An 18,471-nucleotide genomic window follows, 5' to 3' on the forward strand; every position below is an offset into this window, starting at 1 on the left:
ATGTCCCAATCCGCTTCCAGCGCCGCCGCGCGCGAACCTCTGCGCCGCGCCGAGGAAATCCTCGCCCGGCCGCGCCCCGACCGCGCCAAGCTCGACGCGATCCTCGCGGCCGTCCTGGCCCGCATCGACGCCAGCCTGGATTTGTTCACCGAGGCGTTCCCCAGGCCTTCCAGCGAGGGCGGCGTCTATGCGCCCATGGACAACACCGAGTGGACCAACGGCTTCTGGACCGGAATGCTGTGGTTGGCCTTCGAGGCCAGCGGCCAGAGCCGCTATCGCCTCGCCGCCGAGCGACAGGTCGAAAGCTTCCGCGACCGGATCGAACGCGAGGTCAATGTCGACCACCACGACCTGGGCTTCCTCTACTCGCTGTCGTGCGTGGCGGCCTGGAAACTGACGGGCAGCATGAGCGGCCGCGAGGCTGCACTGGCCGCCGCCCGCCGGCTGATGACGCGCTACCTGCCGGCCGCCGGCATCATCCAGGCCTGGGGCGATCTTTCCGATCCCGAACAGGCCGGACGGATGATCATCGACTGCAACCTGAACCTCCCCCTGCTCTACTGGGCCAGCGAGGAGACGGGCGACCCGGCCTTCAGGATCGCGGCCGACAGCCATATCGCCCAGGCCGGCAAGCATATCGTGCGGCCCGACGCCTCGACCTTCCACACCTTCTACATGGACCCGAACACCGGCGAGGCGGTCGGCGGCAAGACCCACCAGGGGTTCAGCGACAGCTCGTGCTGGGCCCGTGGCCAGGCCTGGGGGGTGTCGGGCTTCCCGCTGGTGCATCGCTACAAGGCCGATCCGGCTCTGATCGAGCTGGCCGCGCGGCTGGCCAACTACTTCCTCAACCGCCTGCCGGACGACCTGATCTGCTGCTGGGACCTGGTGTTCACCAACGCACCGCACGAGCGCGACAGCTCGGCCGCCGCCATCGCCGCCTGCGGCCTGCTGGAACTGGCCCGCGCCCTGCCGCTGGCCGACCCCGACCGCGAGACCTACGAGGCCGCGGCGCTGGCGATGGTCGAGACCCTGGGCGAGCGCTACCTGCTGCCGCTGGGCCAGCCCGGAACCGGGATCCTCGCCCACGGCGTCTACCACATGCCCAACCGCGTCGGCGTCGACGAGGCCTGCATCTGGGGCGACTACTTCTTCCTCGAGGCGCTGGTCCGCCTCACCCGGGTTTGGGAGCCCTACTGGTGATTCAGATCGGCGTTGATTTCGGCGGCACCAAGGTGGAGGCCGCCGCCCTGGACGCCAGCGGCACGCTGCTGGCCAAGGCCCGTGTTCCCAATCCGGGCGGCTACGACAAGGCCCTGATCGCCGTTCGCGAACTGGTGACGGGGCTGGAGCAGAAGCTCGGCGCGCGCGGGACGCTCGGCGTCGGGGCGCCGGGCTCGATCTCGCCGGCCACGGGCGTGATGCGCAACGCCAACTCGCTGTACCTGAACGGCCGACGCTTTCGCGAGGACCTGTCCGACGCGCTGCAGCGGCCAGTGCGGCTGGCCAACGACGCCAACTGCCTGGCCCTGTCGGAGGCCGTCGACGGCGCCGGCGCGGGCGCGCGCGTGGTGTTCGCCATCATCCTGGGCACCGGCTGCGGCGGCGGCCTGGTGGTCGACGGCAAGCTGATCGAGGGCGGCAACGGCATAGCCGGCGAATGGGGTCACATGCCCCTGCCCTGGCCCACCGTCGAGGAACGCGAGGGTCCGCGCTGCTGGTGCGGCCAGAACAGCTGCCTGGAGATGTGGGTCTCCGGCACCGGCCTGCGGCGCGACTTCCGGGAAACCACGGGCCGAGACTGGAGCGGCGAAGAGATCATCGACGCCTGGCGGGGCGGCGATCCCGCCGCGACCACCGCCTTCGACCAGTTGATGGACCGCCTGGGTCGTTCGGTGGCGGTGCTGTGCAACATCCTCGATCCCGACGCCATCGTCGTCGGCGGCGGCCTGTCGAACGTGCCCGAGGTCTGCCAGCGCCTGCCCGGCCTGGTCTCGCGCCACGTCTTCGCCGACCGCTGGAGCACGCGGATCAAGCCCGCCGTCTGGGGCGACGCCTCGGGCGTGCGCGGCGCCGCGCGGCTGTGGAGCGTGGAGGAAGCCCGCGAACTGCTGGCCGCCCCGGCCGCCTAGGGTGCGGACTCAATTGGGCGGGATGTCGGACCCAAGAAATTCAATCGCTTATCGTTCGTCATCCCGGAAAGCGCGAAGCGCCTATCCGGGCCCCATGGGCCGGCGCACTGCAGGTGGCCCCTGGGTCCGGGCTCTACGATCCGCTAGGCGGCCCTTCGGCCGGGATGACGAGCAGAATTGCTCGCGCAATTGAGTACGGACCCTAGGGCGGGGCCGGACCCGACGAGGCGCGGTCCATCAGGGTGAAGGGCAGCAGATGGTGGACCGGGGCCGGATCGCCTCCGGTCTTCCGTGTCCGGATCTCCTCGACGATCAGGCGCACGGCGGCGCGGCCCATCTCGGCGATCGGCTGATGGATCGTCGTCACCTCGGGCCAGACCGTGGTGGCCACGGCGGTGTCGTCGAAGCCGCAGATCGTCAGGTCGCGCGGCACGGCGATCTGCCGGCCATGCGCCACAGCCAGGGCGGCGGCGGCCATGTCGTCGTTGCTGGCGAAGATGGCGCTGGGCCTCAGCCGCGCCTCGAACAGCTTTTCCGCCGCCGCCAGGCCCGAACGGTAGGTGAAGAGTCCCTGGGCCACCCACTCCGGACGCACGGTCAGGCCCGCCTCGGACATGCCGGCCAGGAAACCCTCGTAGCGCAGCTCCGTCGGGGTGTGCTGAGGATCGCCCTTGATGAAGGCGATGTCGCGATGGCCCAGCGCGATCAGGTGACGGGTCATGGCCAGCGCGCCCTCGAAGTCGTCGATGCGCACGCTGGAGACGTCGATCATCGGCCGGGCCGTGGCCAGGGCCAGCACCGTCACCCCCTCGGCCCGCAGCATGTTGATGGTCTGGCGGGAGTCGCACAGCGGCGGCGGCAGGATCACGCCGTCCACGCCGGCCGCCAGCAGACGCTTGACCGCCTGCTTCTGGCCCGCCAGCCCCTCGCATCGCTCCAGGATCAAGTGGCTGGCCAGCCGAGAGCTCTGCTCCAGCCCGCCGACCATGATCTCGCTGAGATAGGAAGCGCTGGGGTTGCTGTAGAGGACGCCGACACGGGCCGCCGCCGAACGCGAGCGGGTGGCGCGGGCGGCGACGTTGACCTGGTAGTTCAGGGCGCGGACCGAGGCCTCGACCTTCTCGCGCATCGCGGCGCTGACATTGCCGGCGCCTCGGATCACCCGCGATACGGTCATCGACCCCACGCCGGCATGGCGCGCCACGTCATGGATGGTGATCGTCTTGGGCCCCGGCCTTGGAGGGGGCGACGAGCCACGCGCGGAAGACGGCTGCGCCGCCTTGGCTTTGCGGGGACTTTTCAACGACGCACCACCATTGTTCACGATACCAACGCATCCTAGCGACGCTTCTCGCCGGCGCCAGCGCAAAAGCGGTGGAGGCGATCGAGAGGCTCGCTTGGACTTATCCGTCCAGTCTTCGCTAGACTGCGCGGCGACCGCAGAGAGTCGTAACGAGGGCGAGGACTCCTTGAGCACGCAGAGGCGACAGGCGCCGACCATCCACGACGTGGCGCAGCACGCCGGCGTGTCCTCGATGACCGCGTCCCGCGTGGTCAACGGCTATCCCCACGTGCGGCCGGCCGTGCGCGAGAAGGTCGAGGAAGCCATCAAGGCCCTGGGCTACCGGCCCAACTCGCTGGCCCGCGCCACACGCACCGGCGTCTCGCAGATCGGCATGCTGTACTCCAACGCCAGCTCGTCGAACCTGTCGAACTACCTGATGGGCGCGTTCCGCCAGGCCAGCCTCAGCGGCTGCCAGCTGCTGATCGAGCCCAGCCAGGCCCACCCGACGCCCGCACAGGCGGTGCAGAAGCTGGTCGACGCCGGAGTGGGCACGGTCATCCTGCCGCCGCCGCTGTGCGACGATGCGGCGATCCTGGAGTCGCTCGAAAAGGCCGGCGTCGGCGCGGTCAGCTTCGCCACGGCGAGGCCTCTCGAAGGTCGCCCCGCCGTGTTCATCGACGACTTCGAAGGCGCCCGGATGATGACCCAGCATCTGCTGGACCTGGGCCACGTGGACATCGCCTTCGTGCGCGGCGATCCCGCCCACTCCACCGCCCAACTGCGCGAGAAGGGCTTTCGCGAGACCATGGCGGCCGCCGGCCTGACCGTGGACGAGACCTATGTCGCCGAGGGCGGCTTCAGCTATCGCGGCGGTCTGGACGCGGCGCGCCACCTGCTGGGCCTGCGCCGCCGCCCGTCGGCGATCTTCGCGGCCAACGACGACATGGCCGCGGCCGTCAGCGCCGTCGCCCACGGCCTCGGCCTGTCGATCCCGGCCGATCTCAGCATCGCCGGCTTCGACGACACCTCGGTGGCCACCACCGTCTGGCCGGAGCTGACCACCATCCGCCAGCCGATCGCCGACATGGCCGCCTCGGCCGTACTGCTGGCCATGGACCTGGCCCGGCCGACCGCCGACCCAGGCGGCCACGTGCAGGCCGAATTGCAGCTGATCCAGCGCGCCTCGACCGCCCCGCCGCCGGCCTGACCGACTTTGCCAAAGCCTCGCCCCATGCTAATGATAACGATATCATAATATGGGATGGGAACACGGAATGGCAGGCTCGGGTCGCACCTCGCTCGGACTGGGATTGATCGCCGCGGCGGCTCTGCTGACGGCCTCCGCCGCAGCGGCCGAAACGCCGAAGGCAGAGCGGGCCTGGCTGCCCGACCTTGGCGACGGAACCTACAAGAACCCCGTCCTGGCCGGCGACTATTCCGACCCTGACGCCATCCGGGTCGGCGACGCCTACTACCTGGTCTCTTCCTCGTTCACCAACGTGCCCGGCCTGCCGATCCTGAAGTCGACGGACCTCGTCAACTGGACGATCATCGGCCACGCCCTGCTCGCCATCACGCCCCAGGCGCACCACGCCACGCCCCGCCGCGGCGGCGGCGTCTGGGCCCCGGCGATCCGCCACCACGACGGCGAGTTCCTGATCTACTACCCCGATCCCGACTTTGGGGTGTTCGTGGTGAGGGCCAAGGATCCGGCCGGCCCGTGGTCCAAGCCGGTGCTGGTCGACGACCGGCGCGGCGTCATCGACCCCGCGCCGTTCTGGGACGACGACGGCCAGGGCTGGCTGGTCACGGCCTTCGCCCGCAGCCGCGCCGGCTTCGCCAACGTCATCACCGCCCGCAAGCTGAACAAGGCCGGCGACCAGACCGTGGGCGACGCGATCACCCTGATCGAGGGCGACAAGCAGCCCAAGGTCGCGACCTCGCGCGGGCCGTTCCCCTGGATGACCACCGAGGGTCCCAAGCTCTACAAGCGCGACGGTTGGTACTACGTGTTCGTGCCCAGCGGCAGCGTGAAGGGCGGCTGGCAGGGCGTGTTCCGCTCGCGCAAGCTGGAAGGTCCCTACGAGGGCCGCAACGTGCTCGACCAGGGCGCCACCGAGTTCAACGGCCCCCACCAGGGCGCCTGGGTGACCACGCCCTCGGGCGAGGACTGGTTCCTGCACTTCCAGGACGCCGACTCCTACGGCCGCCGCGTGCTGCTGCAGCCCATGGCCTGGAAGGACGGCTGGCCGGTGATCGGCGAGGACAAGGACGGCGACGGCATCGGCGAGCCCGTGCTGACCCACCGCAAGCCCGCCTCCAAGGCCCCCTCCCCCCGCCTCGCGCCGCAGGACAGCGACGACTTCGACGGGGTCCTGTCGCCGGGCTGGCAGTGGAACGCCAATCCCGCCGACGACTGGGCCGACCTGAAGGCCGCGCCGGGCAAGCTGCGCCTCAAATCGATCTCGTCGCCGGAGAACCTCTGGGAGACCGGCGCGCTGCTGACCCAGAAGCTGCCCGCCGAGCGGTTCACGGCGACAACCAGGCTCGACTTCGCGCCCAAGGCCGTGGGCGAACGCGCGGGCCTTGTGATGTTCGGGTCGGACTATGCCTGGATCGGCCTGCAGAACACGGCCGCGGGACCCGCCCTCGTCCGCGTCGATCGCACCGGCGCCGACAAGTTCCAGCCCGAGCACGTCGAGGTGATCGAGGCCAAGGCCGCCAGCTCGGTCTGGCTGCGCATGAGCGCCGAACCGGTCTTCGTGACCGAACCGCCGCCGGAGTTCTCGCCCTATTGGCCGTCGATGCTGCGCTCGATGCATGCCAGGGTGACGCTGAGCTACAGCCTGGACGGCAAGGCGTTCACCAACATCGGCGCGCCCTTCGTCAGCCGCCCCGGCCGATGGGTCGGCAGCCAGGTCGGGATCTTCGCCCAGGCGCCGGCGGGCACGCCGGCCAACACCGCCACCCGCATCGGCTGGACCGACTTCGACGGCTTCTGGATCACGCCCTGAGGATCAGGCGCCTCGCGTTCGAAGAACGCCGGGCGCTTGACCTTCACTCCAATTTTGATATCGATACCAAGCCTTCGACGATGTCCTGCGACGTCGTCTTATTGGATCTACTTCCTCCAACACTCCCAAGGCGGGCGCCCTCTGCAGGCGCCCTTTTTTTTCGTGGGAGCCGAGCCGTTCAAGCCGGTTCGAAACGGATGGCCTGACCGCCGGCGGCGTTGAGCTGCAGGCGCAGGCGCGTCCTGGCGTCGACGATCTGGCGTTCGATCACCACGCGAGTGCGATTGGCCGGCCGGGCCAGATCGCCGTCCTTGTAGCGCAGCGCCGTCCAGCGCCCCTGCCCCAGGAAACCAAGGTCGAGATCCAGGCGCCGCTCCATCTCGTTGGTCAGCGCGCCGAGATACCAGGCTTGGCCCTTGCGGCGCGCGACGACCACGTAATCGCCAAGCTCGCCGGCGATCGCGCGGGTCTCGTCCCAGGTCGTCGGGCAGGCGTCGAACCACTCCAGCTCCGGCCAGGCCTTGTCCGCGTACTTCTCGGGCTTGTCGTACCAGTAGAGCAGCGTCAGCGGGCTGTAGCAGGTCACGGCCAGGGCCAGCTGGTGGGCGTTGGTGGTCTGGTTGCGCTCCTGAGCGTAGCAGATGGTGTAGTCGATCGGTCCGGCGATCGGCCGCGTGAAGGCCAGGTTCACATGGTGGCGCGCGGCTGGAAACTGCTCGTTGCCCTTCACGCCCTCCAGGGTGAGATAGTTGGGCAGGGTCCGCTCCAGGCCAGCCGGCCGCAGGTTGTCGTGCAGGTTCACGACCATGCCGTGCTCGCCGAAGGCCCGGACGACCTTGGTGATGAAGTCGACGTCGGACTGCCGGCCCTCCCACATGAAACCCAGCTTCACGCCGGCCAGGCCCCAGCGCTGGTAAAGACGGCACATCTGCGCCAGCGCCTTGGTCACCGCGACACGGTCGATATAGACGAGCACGCCGATGTCGCGGTCCTTGGCGTAGTCGATGACCCGCTGCAGGTCCAAGGCGGCGATCGGCGCGGTGGGATCGGAGGCGTCGGTCCCGTCGCCGTACCAGTGGGCGTCGAACAGCACGTAGCGGATGTTGCGCTTCTGGGCGAAGTCGACCGCCTTCAGCGAGGCCTCCGTCGAGTAGGGCTTCATGATCCGGAAGGCGCGCCCTGGCTTGACCCACGACACGTCGCCCAGCTGGTTCGGCGTCGCCAGGGTCGGAACCACGTGGTGCAGCTCGATCAGGCCCTTGGCGCTGTCGGCCGCCAGCAGTACGCGCCAGGGCGTCTTCTGGCCGACCTCGATCTCGAAGGTGGGCTCTTCGGGCGTGTCGTCCTCGCCGCCCCAGCCGGTCGCGCGGCCGGGATAGCGCATCAGATAGGTGACGAGCCCGCCCTGCTCGTGGGCGCGGACCATGCAGCGCGGATAGTGCAGCCGATCGGACTCGGCCATGAAGCCGAAGACGCCGTTGCCCAGATCCACGGTGACCGGCAAGTCGGCGTAGGGGCCCTTGTCGGACGATCCGGTCAGGTCGGGATGCTCCAGCGGCGCCAGGCCCGCCTGGGTGGAGACATGGATGTCGCCCTCGTCGCGGCTGGCGTAGAGGCGCGCGGCCTCAGGGAAGCGGAAGCGGGTGCGCTCGCCCATCAGGGCCAGCCTCTGGCCCTTCGACAGGCCGGTAAGGGCGTAGCGCACGGCCGCCGCGCCGTTCAGCACGCGCAGCACGATGTCGAAGCGGACGCCGGCCTTGGCGTCGACCATGTGCAGGGTGAGCTGCCGGCCCGACTGATCGTAGCGCGACGACTGGCCGAACACCGGCCGCCAGTCGCCCTCGAAGCTTTCCGGCGTCACGCCGGCGACCCTGGCTCCCTCGCCCAGCAGCCGGCCCTCGGCCAGCCAGAGGCCCAGCTCCGAGGGCAGCAGCAGCGGCTTGCCGTCATAGGTTGCGCTCCATTTCGGCGCGACGCCCGAAACGTCCAGGACCGCCTTCAGCCGACCATCCGGCGAGGCGACGGCATGGACCCGGGCGCCTTGCGCCGCGGCAGCCTTGGTCGCCGCGCCGGTCGTGGCTCCGGACGCCATCGCCAGCGCGACCATGTCTCGACGTGTGGGCTTCATGGCGTCGCCTCCCCTTTTTGATCGCCTTATCGATTTGAGGGCAGGCTACACACAATGATATCGATATCAAGTTCAAGTCGACCAACGGCGGCGCGACCTCGTCCCTGATCCGGAAACTGCGTCCGGATCAGGGACGAGGCCGATCGGGCCGTCAGGCCGCGGCGGGGTCCGATCCCGCCGCGTCGTCGCGCAGCATCTTGCGATACTCGCCCAGGTCCAGGAGGCGGGCGTTGGCCGCCGCCTGACGGTCGGCGGAGATCTTGGTCAGCAATGCGGCGGCCTCGGCGAGATAGGCTGTGAGCTTGTCGCCGGTGATGTATTGGCCGGCCAGGCCGTTCAGCTTCGTGAAGCCGTCGGCGAAGCTGTTGTTGAAGGCCTCGGAGACCACGCCCACCGCACGCCATTCGCCAGCCTGGCGGATAAAGAACTCGTCGGTCGAGCGCAGCAGCCGCTCGAGGCTGCTCTTGCCGATCACGCCGCGATTGACCAGGCCCTCGACCACCGTGACCTCGATCCGGGCCTCCTCGGCGACCCGCGCCATGAACTGGACGAACGAATTAAAGAAGCTGGCGATCTCCTCGATGATCTCCTTCGTCCGCTTCAAGGCGCTGATGCTGAGGTTCAGCGACTGGACCGCCAGCTTGATGGTCTCTTCCTGAGAGAGCTTGCCCTTCAGCAGCGCATTGATCTTGACCAGCTTGGCTGCCTGCTCGCGGCGTTCGCGCTCGTAGGCCTCGGCCTTGTCCAGCATTTTCATCTGGATCTCGCGAAGGCCGGCGGCTTCGTCCTTCTGGTCCTGCGACAGCTCGCCAAGGCCTTGGGCCAGGGCGGTGAGCGAGGCCTGCAGCCCCGACAGCGCGCCGACCAGCCCGACCACCTTGCTCTCGTCCTCCGACAAGGTCTGCTTGGCGTCCTTCAGCCGCTCCTTGACGCCCTTGACCTCTTCGTTGTCCTCCGGCTGGGCGATGGTCTCCTTGGCGCTTCCGGCCTCGACCGGCTTGCCGGCGGCTTCCTGCGCCGTGGTGAGGTCCTTTCGCAGCCCGGCGACCTTGCTCTTGCTTTCGGTCACCTTCTTCTCGGCGAGCACGAGATCCTTCTTCTTGGCGGCGATCTCGGACTTGGTCTTGAGGACTTCGCTGGTGGAGTCCGGCGCGGGCTTTTCCTCGAGCTTTCCGGCCTGGGTGATCGACTTCATGGTCGAGGCGGCGATCACCGACGCGCCGCCCGTGGCGCCGGCGCCCAGCGCCATGGCGATCGGCGGCAGGGCCGCGGCCACCACCTGGGCGCCGATCTTGATGATCTGCAGCACGAAGGCCCGCTCCTCGGCGGTCGTGGCGCGCTGCTCGTAGGCCCGGGCCTTGGCCTCGAACTTCTGGACCTCGTCCTGCAGGTCCTTGACCAGCGACTCCACCTGGTCGCGGTCGGCCTCGGCCTCGTTGATCTCCGCGAGGATCGCCTTCTGGTCGGCCAGGCGGCTGGCGAGCACCTTCTCGCTGCTGTGCGTGGCGGCCGCGGTGTCGGTGATGATGTCGTCATAGCTGGTGGCGATCGACCCCAGCTTGCCCCGGATCTCGGTCGCCTTGGCCTTGATGTCGGTGGCGGTCTGCAGCAGGTCCTGGGTCAGGAAGGCCTTCACGCTGTCGACGCCGCCGTCTTCCTTGGCGTCCAGCCAGCCGGGCAAGGCGATGTCCAGGAAGGTGATCACGTCGTCGGCGGCCCCCATGGCCTCGGCCATCACCAGCTGGCTGGTGCGCTGGGCCCGCAGCAGGCGGTCCATGATCTTGGAGATCTTGACGCGGATGTCGCCCTCTTCCTGGGGCGTGGTGTTGTAGGCGATGTAGAGCAGGTCGACGGCGTTGTCGGTGTCGGTCTTGGCCCGCCGGACGTCGTACTTGCCCTCGATCTTGGCGACGTAGTGCTTGACGATCGGCGCGCCGCGCTCGGGCAGTTCCAGCGGATCCTGGGCGCGAAGCGTCTTCACCTCGTCCTCGATCGCCTTGGCGAGCCGGTCGGCGCTGCTTTCAAAGGGGACGGTGTCGGGCATGATTTCCCTCCTGGTCGGGACTTGGCTTTTCGAAATTATTTGAGGCAGGCCGTGAGCTGCTGCGGCGTGAGGACCGCCCGGGTCTGGTCGGACAGGGCGTCAGACTTCGTACGGACGCCGTCGACCCTGGCGGCCAGGGCCTTCACCAGCCGCCCGGTGCGCGCGCGGCCATCGGCGGTGTCGACGCGCCGGGCGTCGCCCAGGGCGCTGGCGAACTCGTTGAGCAGCTGGGTGTTGCGCAGGACTTCCGGCCGCAGGAGCGCCAGCGCGGCCTGCAGCCGACTGATGGACGCCTCCGCTACGTTGATCTGGTCGGTGGTCTGAACGGCGTCGGCCTCGGCCGCGGTCAGCTGGGTCTGGCTTTCGTCGTAGCGCTTGACGGCCGCCTCCATGCCGGCAACGGCGTCGTTGACCTGCTTCTCGGCGGGGCCGATCAAGGGATCGATGTTGCGGATCTGGCCGGTCAGCTGGGCGATCTCCACCGAGACGTCGCACAGGAAGCCCAGGATGCCCCACTTGTCCTTGCAGAAACGTACGGCCTCTTCCTTGGCGGCCTTGTAGGCCTTCAGCTGATCGAGGTCGGCTCTCAGCGCGCTAAGGCGCTTGTTGGCGTCGTTGTATTGAGCGAGGAAGCCGTCGTACTCGACGCGTCGCTGGGCCAGCGTGCTCTCCAGCTCCCGCTTGTGGGCGACCAACTGGCCCAGGCGCAGCTGATCGGCGTCGCGTTCGGCGACCAGCGTCGCGTCCTGGCGCTCCAAGCACGCGACGCGTTCGGCGATGCCGGCCTGCGTGGTGCGCGCGCCTTCCAGCTTCTGCTCGAACGCGGTGATCGCCGCTGGCGTCAGGATGTCGTCGCGGGCGAAGGCGGCGGCGGAGCCGATCCCGAGGGAGAGCGTCAGCGACGCGGCAAGCACCGTCATCACATGGCGGACGAGCCCCTGCCCCCTGCCCTCGCCAGCTTTTCTCGCAGGCGGCCTTTCGCCGCGTGACGGCCAAGCCATGACTTCCCCCGGATCAGACGCCCCCCGTGCGCGGCGTCAAAATCGCCGTAAAATTGATCCTGGGCAACTCACCCTGATAGAGGGAAATTTGTGAAAATAGTCACCTTCGGCGTCTGGCGCGGCCGAAGCGCGCGGCGACCCGCAGGTCGCCGCGCACGTAAGGATCAATAGCGCCAGGTCAGGGCCAGGCGCAGGGTGCGGCCCGGCGCCGGAACCACTGCCAGCGACAGCGGGTCGAGGTAGTACTCGTCCCCCACGTTGTCGAGATTGGCGTCCAGGGTCACCTGTTCGGTCACCTTGTAGGTGGCGAAGAGGTCGTAGACCGTAGCCTTGCGATAGAGCTGCTGGATCGCCGACAGGCCGACGTTCCATTCCTTGTCCAGCTTGCTGATCGGTCCCGAGTTGGCGACCATCCGCCCGCCCACGATCAGGCGATCCTGGAACAGCCGCGTGCCCGCCGTCAGGTTGACGTTATACTTCGGCGGGTTCTGGGTGTTGGTGTAGGAGCCCTCGAAACCGCCCGCCACGCAGTCGGGCGTGTTGATCAGCTCGTCGATCCCGCGCTGCTGGCCATAGGCCCGGCGCTCGGCCGCGATGTCGGGCGCGCAGGTCTCGGCCTTGAAGTAGCGGTGGGCCGATAGTTCGGCGAACACCCGGCCCATGTCGTACGAGCCCTGCAGTTCCACGCCCTCGACATTGAAGCTGTCGACGTTGCGGATCAGGCCGGCCGACAGGGTGCGGTAGTCGCGGGTGATCAGGTCGCGGATGCGCGTGTCGAAATAGGCGACCTTCAGCGCGCCGCGGTCGCCGGTCTTCCACAGATCCCGCTGCAGGATGCTGGCGCCGACTTCCCAGCTCTTGCTGCGCTCGGGCTTGAGATCGTTGGTCGGCTTGGCGGCCGTGAACAGGCCCAGCGTCGACTCGAACAGGCTCGGCAGCTTCACGCCCTCGGCGTACTTCACGTAGACGAGGCTGTTCTGCGTCGGCTTGTAGCTGGCGCTGACCGTGGGCATGAACGCGTCGGCCTTACGCCGGATCGGCTTAGACCAGGTCCAGGACGTCGGCCCTTCCAGGTCCTCGGCCGCGTCGGCGCGATAGGTTGTCCAGCCCTTGATGTCGCCCACCGTGCCCTTTTCGTAGGGCGAGGCGAACAGCGAGGCCTCAGTGAAATTGCCCTGCGCGTCCGGGAACCAGTAGACGCGCGCGACGCTGGTCAGCGCGCCCGGCCGGGTCGGGTTGGGCATGTAGAAGGTGGTGTCGCGGTAGCGGCCGGTCACCTCGTAGGGCCCTTCGGTTGCCGTGCGGTTGCGGTCGCGGATGTCGATGCGGTTGAAGCGCCCGCCGGCGGTCAGCTCCCACTGGTCGTTCGGCGCCCAGGTGACCGAGCCGACGAGGCTGTATTCCTTGCGCTCGGCGTTGCGCAGATAGCGGTTGTTGCGCAGGTCCTCCTCGAGGATCGGCGAGTTGGGACCGGGCTTGATGTCCTCGCTGGTGAACGAGCCCCCGTAGGTGAAGTCCAGCCGGCCAAGCCCCGTGAACACGCGCGAGGTGTTGGTCACGTCGCCGCCGAAACGCTCGATGCTCAGCTCGTTCCAGTAGGCGTCGCGATAGCCGTCCTCGGTATTGAAGGTCGGGCCGTCGTACCACTGGGTCGGACGGTCGAGGAACCACGGTGTGACGCCGGTCAGGCCGTTGTAGGCCAGACTCTCGGCCTTGGTGAGCCAGAGGTTGGCCTTCAGGTCGATCAGGTCGTTGGCCGGCCGATAGCGATAGCGCAGATTGTAGGCGTCCAGGTCCATGTGGCCGAGCGCCCATTGCGGCACGCGCTCGCGGTTCACGCGGATGATCTGCGAGGCCATGATCTCGCCCTGGCGGCCGTCGAAATGGCGGTAGCCGGCTTCGAGCACCTGGTCGTCACTGATCTTCCAGGTCCCCTTCAGCAGGAACGATTCCGAGCTGTTGGAGGTGTTGAAGACCTCGGTCTTGGCCGGGTTCAGGGTCGCCAGCAGGCCGCGGCCGGTCGGGAAGTTCTCGTAGCCCTCCGAGCCCGAAAAGTAGTTGCCGTTCTCGCGCTTGGCGTAGGCGGCCACCAGGTCGAACCGATCCCAGCTCTTGGCCACCGCGAGGTTGTAGAAGTGGCTGCCGGGACGGGTGATGTCGTTGCGGCTGGGGTTCTGGAAGGCGCTCCAGGCCGGCAGATCCTTTGTGCTGGCGTCCGAGATCCCGGCCCGCACGCGCATGCCGAAGTCCTTGCCGGCGCGCAGGATGTCGGCCGCCTTGAGGGTGTCCATGACCACCACGCCGCCGATGCCGCCCGAGGCGTTGGCCTCCAGGCTGGGGCCCTTGGTGATGCTGACGCTGCTGATCAGGTCGGGGTCGAGATAGTTGCGCTGCGACTGGCCCGCATAGCCGCGATAGGTGTCGATGGTCGACTGGCCGCCGTCGATGACGACCGGGATGCGCCCCTGCCCTTGCACGCCGCGGATGTTGAGATCCAGCGCGTTGGCCGAGCGCGGATCGCCGGCCGTCACCCCGGCCACGCCCTTGACGATGTCGGCGACCGACGTACCGCGAAATCGCTCCAGCGTCTCGCGGGGGATGTAGGCCGACGAACGGGCCTTCGAATAGACGGCGTCGGCGCGGGCATCGTCGCCTTCCTCGTCGGCGAACGGCGCGCCGGACTGGCCGCCCTGGCCGGCGGACGCGGCGTCGCCCTGCACGCGAAGGGCGCCCAGCTGCGTGGCCCCTTCGGCGGTCGGCGCCGGCGAAAGGGTCAGGACGTCGCCCTGGATGCGGTAGGTCAGTCCGGTGCCGGCCAGCAGGCGACTGACCGCCTCGGCCGCCGACAGGCGACCCGAAACCGCGCCGGAGACACGCCCCCGTGCGAGGGCGGCCGGAACGCTGACCTGCAGGCCCGACTGACGGCCGAAGGCGGTCAGGGCCGAGGGCAGCGGCTGGGCAGGAATGTCATAGGCGCGCTGGGCGCTTTCCTGGGCGGCGGCGGGCATGGCCACGCCCGCCCCGGCCAGCGCCGTCGTCAACATCAGCGCCGCGGCCAGCGCCGCTCGCCCGCCGCCCGTACGCACCCGATTGGAAAACCCCACGACCGTCTCCGAACTTACGAAAAACTATAGATTGCGACGCATGTGCAATCCGTTCTTCCCAATCGACGGCGCAGGCCGGGCTTTTTCCGAAAAAAAGTTCGAAAGACCCGTCGGCGATTGGATTTTCCAACGGCGCCAGCACGTTGCGGGACTTCAGCGCTCGGAGATCACCAGGATCCACGGCGTCACCCGGGCGACCTTCAGGTCATAGGCCTGGGCCAGGGCGCTGGTCACAGCTTCGGGATCCCGCAGATTGTAGACGCCCGTCACTCGGCGCTCGGAAAGCGCCTGGCCACGCACCAGCACGATGTCGCGCGTCCAGGGACCCAGGGCCCTCACTACCTCGCCGATGGTCCCGTTCTCGACCAACATCTGGCCGTGGCGCCATGCCGCCACGGCGTTCGGATCGGCCGGCGCGCGCAAGAACCGACCATCGCGGCCAAGCATGACGCCCTGCCCCGCCGGCACGCGCTCCATTCCCTTGACCCGCCGTGAGGTCACGCCCACCAGCCCTCGCTGGACGGTGACGCCAGGGCTCTCGGCGTCGACCTCGAAGGCCGTGCCCAGCACCCGCGCGTCGACCTCGCGCGAGGCCACCGTGAACGGACGCGAAGGATCATGGCGCACGTCGAACCAGGCCCGCCCCCTGACCAGCCGCAGGTCCCGCTGGCCCGCCGAGTAGTCCACCGCCAGCGCCGACTCCGGCGCCAGGCTGACCAGGCTGCCGTCCTCCAGACGCACCTGCCGCACCTCGCCCACGCCGGTGACGTAGTCCGATTGCAGCCGGACGATCGCGCCGGGCGCCAGCACGGCGACGACCAGCGCCGCAGCCGAAGCGGCCAGGGCCGCGACCAACCGGCGCCGGCCAGGATCCTGGACCGCATGCCGCCGCGGACGGCGCGCGCCGCCGACCGCTCGCCCCCGCCCGTCGGGCCGGCTCGCCCAGCGCTCGGCGTGGGCCGGCGGAACGTCGCCGATGACGGCATAGACGCCGGAAGCTTCCTCCCAAGCACGAGCCCGGCCCGGATGACCGACGCGCCAGGCCTCGAACCGGGCGACGAGCTCGGCGCTCTCCGGCTCTTCGTGCAAGGCCAGCAGCCACTCCAGGGCTTCGGCGTCCGCGCGCGCGACGTCTTGCTCGGCCATTCGGTCAGGTTCCTGCGGCCCGGACGGCCGTTCGTTGCAATAGACGTTCGAGCATCGGGTTTTTCCGAAATCCGCTTCAGCGCCGCCGCAGCCGGTCGCGGCAGTGGGCCACGCCGTCGACCACCAGTTGGTGGGCGGCCGAGGTCGAGATCCCCAGTTCGGCGGCGATCTCGCGCAGCTTGGCGCCGCCGAGGCGATGCATCTCGACGGCGATCCGCGTCCGTTCGGGCAGTTCGGCCATGGCCGCCACCAGGCGCTCGTAGTCGTCGCGCGCCACCGCGGCGGCTTCTGGCGAGGGCTGCTCGTCGCGCGCGCCTTCGATCAGGGGATCGGGATCGTCGGCATAGAGGCGGCCGTCGCGCCGCCCTCGACGTCGTCCGTCCAGGGCGAGGTTGCGCACGATGCGGAAGAGATAGCGCCCCGGGTCCTCCAGGAGCCGCTTGGTCAGGGCCTGACCCAGGCGCAGGTAGGCCTCCTGCACCACGTCCTCGGCCTGATCGCGATCGCCGGTGATCGTCTGGACGTAGCGGACCAGCCCGTCGCGATGGGCCTGGTAGTGCGAGCGGATCATCTTCTTCTGCGTCACGCGCCCGCCAGACGAAAACGCCCGGACCGCGAGCGCGCCACCGGCGATCCACGCCGGAGCGCGGCCCTTAGCATTTGAGAATAACTCGCAACAAGGCTTGTTTTGCGCTGCGATCCCTGGCACGCAGGCCCGCGAAGCCGACGAACGCGAAAAGATCGGATCGCCCGCACGATTTTCTTTCGGAAAGCGGCGGGCCTGAACCGTCATTCCCTCGTGAGGCGCGAATGCGATGCGATCGCCGGCGCGCCCCGAAGCTCACGACGCTCCGGAAGGCCTCCATGAACGCACACGTCTCGATCCACGACCCGTCCCGCGCCAAGCGACTCAAGGCTCGCACCAACACGACCCACGAGGCGCTAGACAGCCGCATCATGTCGCTCGAGCCCTTCCGCGATCGCGACCGCTACGGCCGGTTCCTGCGGGCTCAATGGGGCTTCCACCGCGAGATCGACGCGCTCTACGCTCATCCGGTCCTGGTCGCTCACGTTCCGGACCTGCCCGAGCGTCGCCGTCTCGACCTGATCGCCCAGGACATCCAGGATCTCGGCCAGCCCGCGCCCAGCGCCGTGACGCCGCCGATCTTCGGCAACGGCCCCGTCGATCCGGCCGAGGCCTTCGGCTGGCTCTACGTCGCCGAGGGCTCGAACCTCGGCGCGGCCTTCCTGCTGAAGGCGGCCGCCGCCCTGGAGCTCGACGAAACCTTCGGCGCCCGCCACCTTGCGGCCCATCCTGAGGGCCGGGGCCGCCATTGGCGCAGCTTCGTCGCCGCCCTCGACGCCCTGCCCTTCGGCGACGTCGAGGAGACCCGCGCCGTCGAGGGCGCGGCCGCGGCCTTCCGCCGGGTGCGGGGACTGGTCGATGACGCCTTCGCCTGAGAACGATCGCCGCCGTCCCCTGGCCCGCTGGGTCTGGCTGGTCCTGGGCCTGATCTGCGTCGCGCTGGGCTTCATCGGCGCCGTCGTGCCGCTGATGCCGACGACGGTGTTCCTGATCATGGCCGCCGCCTGCTTCGCCAAGTCGTCGCCGAAGCTGGAGGCCTGGCTGCTGGACCATCCGCGCTTCGGTCCGACACTCCGGGCCTGGCGGCGCGACCGGGCCATCCCGCTCGCCGCCAAGCTGATGGCTTGCGGCGGCATGGCGCTGGGCCTGGCGATCTTCTGGTGGGGCGCCCATCCCAAGTGGCCGCTGATGCTGGCGGTGGCGACGATCATCGGACTGTGCGCGGCCTATGTGGTCTCGCGCCCGTCGCGAGGCGCGCGCGGGTGAAGCCGATCGCCCTGGCCAGACAGGAGGCGGTCCCGTTCCACGACCCGCCGATCTCGGCGTCGCTCGCGCCTCGTCGAGGGCCGCGCAGGCGCGGATCGCGAGCGGCGACGGGGATGGCGCTGTCGGTCACGCTGCATGCGGCGCTGGCCGGCGCGATCCTGTTCGGCGGATTCGCCCCGGCCTTCATCGCCCCGCCGCCCGCCGCGCCGATGATCGTGGCGCTGGAGACGACCTCGCCTCCGGTTCCTCAGCTGGAGGTCCCGCCTGGTCCGCAGCAGCAGGAACGCCAGGCCGCGCGGCCTGCGCCGCCCGATCCGCCGCCGGTCAAGACCGCCCGGGCCGCGCCGGAGCCTGTGTTCTTCACGCCGCCGCGTCCCAGCGCGCCCGTTGATCCCGGCCCCGCGGCGCCCGAGACCACCGCGCCGCCGGTCCAGCCCGCGCCCGTCGCGGTCCGGGCGGCCAGCGACGCGGTCGCAACCTGGGAGGGCCAGGTGCTGGCCGCGCTGGAGAAGAAGCGCCGCTATCCGCCCGCCGCCCAGCTGCGCCGACAGCAAGGCGTGGCCCACGTGCGCTTTCGCATGAACCGCGGCGGCAAGGTGCTGTGGTCGCGGCTGGAGCGTTCGTCAGGCTTCGGCGAACTCGACCGCGCGGCGGTGGAGACCCCCAAGCGCGCCCAGCCGCTGCCGCCGATCCCCGGTGATCGTCCCGACGAAGTGGAACTGGTCGTGCCGGTGGAGTTCTTCCTGTCCCGTCCCTGACGGGCCT

General features: G+C 69.3%; 14 protein-coding genes. 7 read left to right on the forward strand and 7 right to left on the reverse strand.

Going from position 1 to position 18,471, the window contains the following annotated elements; all coding sequences use genetic code 11:
- Both C1707_RS22035 and C1707_RS22040 read left to right on the forward strand, forming a co-directional pair.
- Positions 1-1,203, forward strand: a complete 1,203-nt coding sequence (locus C1707_RS22035; protein ID WP_101714217.1) for a glycoside hydrolase family 88 protein — start codon at positions 1-3, stop codon at positions 1,201-1,203.
- Positions 1,200-2,132, forward strand: coding sequence for an ROK family protein (locus tag C1707_RS22040; protein ID WP_101714218.1), 933 nt, complete (start codon positions 1,200-1,202; stop codon positions 2,130-2,132). The genes C1707_RS22035 and C1707_RS22040 overlap by 4 nt, the downstream gene beginning before the upstream one ends.
- 202 nt (positions 2,133-2,334) lie before the next feature.
- Here the strand turns inward: C1707_RS22040 and C1707_RS22045 are convergent, their stop codons facing one another.
- A complete protein-coding gene (locus C1707_RS22045; RefSeq protein ID WP_338032066.1) occupies positions 2,335-3,456 on the reverse strand; it encodes a LacI family DNA-binding transcriptional regulator in 1,122 nt (373 codons plus the stop codon).
- A 145-nt stretch (positions 3,457-3,601) separates the two neighbouring features.
- Here C1707_RS22045 and C1707_RS22050 point away from each other — a divergent pair, with 145 nt between their 5' ends.
- A complete protein-coding gene (locus C1707_RS22050; RefSeq protein ID WP_240633789.1) occupies positions 3,602-4,624 on the forward strand; it encodes a LacI family DNA-binding transcriptional regulator in 1,023 nt (340 codons plus the stop codon).
- A 67-nt stretch (positions 4,625-4,691) separates the two neighbouring features.
- The gene (locus tag C1707_RS22055; RefSeq protein ID WP_101714220.1) at positions 4,692-6,431 is read left to right on the forward strand and encodes a glycoside hydrolase family 43 protein; all 1,740 of its coding nucleotides are present in this window, start codon (positions 4,692-4,694) and stop codon (positions 6,429-6,431) included.
- 178 nt (positions 6,432-6,609) lie between these two features.
- On the opposite strand, the gene C1707_RS22060 is transcribed toward C1707_RS22055, so the two are convergent.
- The 6 genes from C1707_RS22060 to C1707_RS22085 all read right to left on the reverse strand — a co-directional run bounded on the left by C1707_RS22060 (position 6,610) and on the right by C1707_RS22085 (position 16,440).
- Positions 6,610-8,559 (reverse strand): glycoside hydrolase family 97 protein, encoded by a 1,950-nt coding sequence (locus C1707_RS22060; protein WP_101714221.1) that lies wholly within the window; start codon positions 8,557-8,559, stop codon positions 6,610-6,612.
- A 151-nt stretch (positions 8,560-8,710) separates the two neighbouring features.
- Complete coding sequence (locus C1707_RS22065; protein ID WP_101714222.1) at positions 8,711-10,603, reverse strand: coiled-coil domain-containing protein; 1,893 nt, start codon at positions 10,601-10,603, stop codon at positions 8,711-8,713.
- Between the two features lie 35 nt (positions 10,604-10,638).
- Positions 10,639-11,523 (reverse strand): hypothetical protein, encoded by an 885-nt coding sequence (locus tag C1707_RS22070; RefSeq protein WP_101714223.1) that lies wholly within the window; start codon positions 11,521-11,523, stop codon positions 10,639-10,641.
- A 245-nt stretch (positions 11,524-11,768) separates the two neighbouring features.
- Positions 11,769-14,708, reverse strand: a complete 2,940-nt coding sequence (locus tag C1707_RS22075; protein WP_240633790.1) for a TonB-dependent receptor — start codon at positions 14,706-14,708, stop codon at positions 11,769-11,771.
- Between the two features lie 153 nt (positions 14,709-14,861).
- Positions 14,862-15,854, reverse strand: coding sequence for a FecR family protein (locus C1707_RS22080; protein WP_101714225.1), 993 nt, complete (start codon positions 15,852-15,854; stop codon positions 14,862-14,864).
- Positions 15,855-15,930: 76 nt separating this feature from the next.
- Positions 15,931-16,440: a sigma-70 family RNA polymerase sigma factor gene (locus tag C1707_RS22085; RefSeq protein WP_205686802.1), complete on the reverse strand. Its 510-nt coding sequence runs from the start codon at positions 16,438-16,440 to the stop codon at positions 15,931-15,933.
- 278 nt (positions 16,441-16,718) lie between these two features.
- On the opposite strand from C1707_RS22085, the gene C1707_RS22090 reads away from it, so the two are divergent.
- The 3 genes from C1707_RS22090 to C1707_RS22100 all read left to right on the forward strand — a co-directional run bounded on the left by C1707_RS22090 (position 16,719) and on the right by C1707_RS22100 (position 18,464).
- Positions 16,719-17,315 (forward strand): biliverdin-producing heme oxygenase, encoded by a 597-nt coding sequence (locus C1707_RS22090; RefSeq protein WP_101714226.1) that lies wholly within the window; start codon positions 16,719-16,721, stop codon positions 17,313-17,315.
- Entirely contained in the window at positions 17,299-17,706 is a 408-nt protein-coding gene (locus tag C1707_RS22095; RefSeq protein WP_101714227.1) for a YbaN family protein, read from the forward strand. The genes C1707_RS22090 and C1707_RS22095 overlap by 17 nt, the downstream gene beginning before the upstream one ends.
- Before the next feature lie 113 nt (positions 17,707-17,819).
- Positions 17,820-18,464, forward strand: a complete 645-nt coding sequence (locus tag C1707_RS22100) for a TonB family protein (protein WP_101714228.1) — start codon at positions 17,820-17,822, stop codon at positions 18,462-18,464.
- Positions 18,465-18,471 lie beyond the last annotated feature (7 nt).

Origin of the sequence: Caulobacter flavus, from assembly GCF_003722335.1 — a bacterium.
Taxonomy (GTDB): domain Bacteria; phylum Pseudomonadota; class Alphaproteobacteria; order Caulobacterales; family Caulobacteraceae; genus Caulobacter; species Caulobacter flavus.

Excerpts from the sequence above, each read along its gene's own strand:
- C1707_RS22090 (WP_101714226.1), top strand. The coding sequence starts at position 16,719 with ATGAACGCACACGTCTCGATCCACGACCCGTCCCGCGCCAAGCGACTC.
- C1707_RS22095 (WP_101714227.1), top strand. The coding sequence starts at position 17,299 with ATGACGCCTTCGCCTGAGAACGATCGCCGCCGTCCCCTGGCCCGCTGG.
- C1707_RS22055 (WP_101714220.1), top strand. The coding sequence starts at position 4,692 with ATGGCAGGCTCGGGTCGCACCTCGCTCGGACTGGGATTGATCGCCGCG.
- C1707_RS22060 (WP_101714221.1), bottom strand. The coding sequence starts at position 8,559 with ATGAAGCCCACACGTCGAGACATGGTCGCGCTGGCGATGGCGTCCGGA.
- C1707_RS22065 (WP_101714222.1), bottom strand. The coding sequence starts at position 10,603 with ATGCCCGACACCGTCCCCTTTGAAAGCAGCGCCGACCGGCTCGCCAAG.
- C1707_RS22080 (WP_101714225.1), bottom strand. The coding sequence starts at position 15,854 with ATGGCCGAGCAAGACGTCGCGCGCGCGGACGCCGAAGCCCTGGAGTGG.
- C1707_RS22070 (WP_101714223.1), bottom strand. The coding sequence starts at position 11,523 with ATGACGGTGCTTGCCGCGTCGCTGACGCTCTCCCTCGGGATCGGCTCC.
- C1707_RS22100 (WP_101714228.1), top strand. The coding sequence starts at position 17,820 with ATGGCGCTGTCGGTCACGCTGCATGCGGCGCTGGCCGGCGCGATCCTG.
- C1707_RS22035 (WP_101714217.1), top strand. The coding sequence starts at position 1 with ATGTCCCAATCCGCTTCCAGCGCCGCCGCGCGCGAACCTCTGCGCCGC.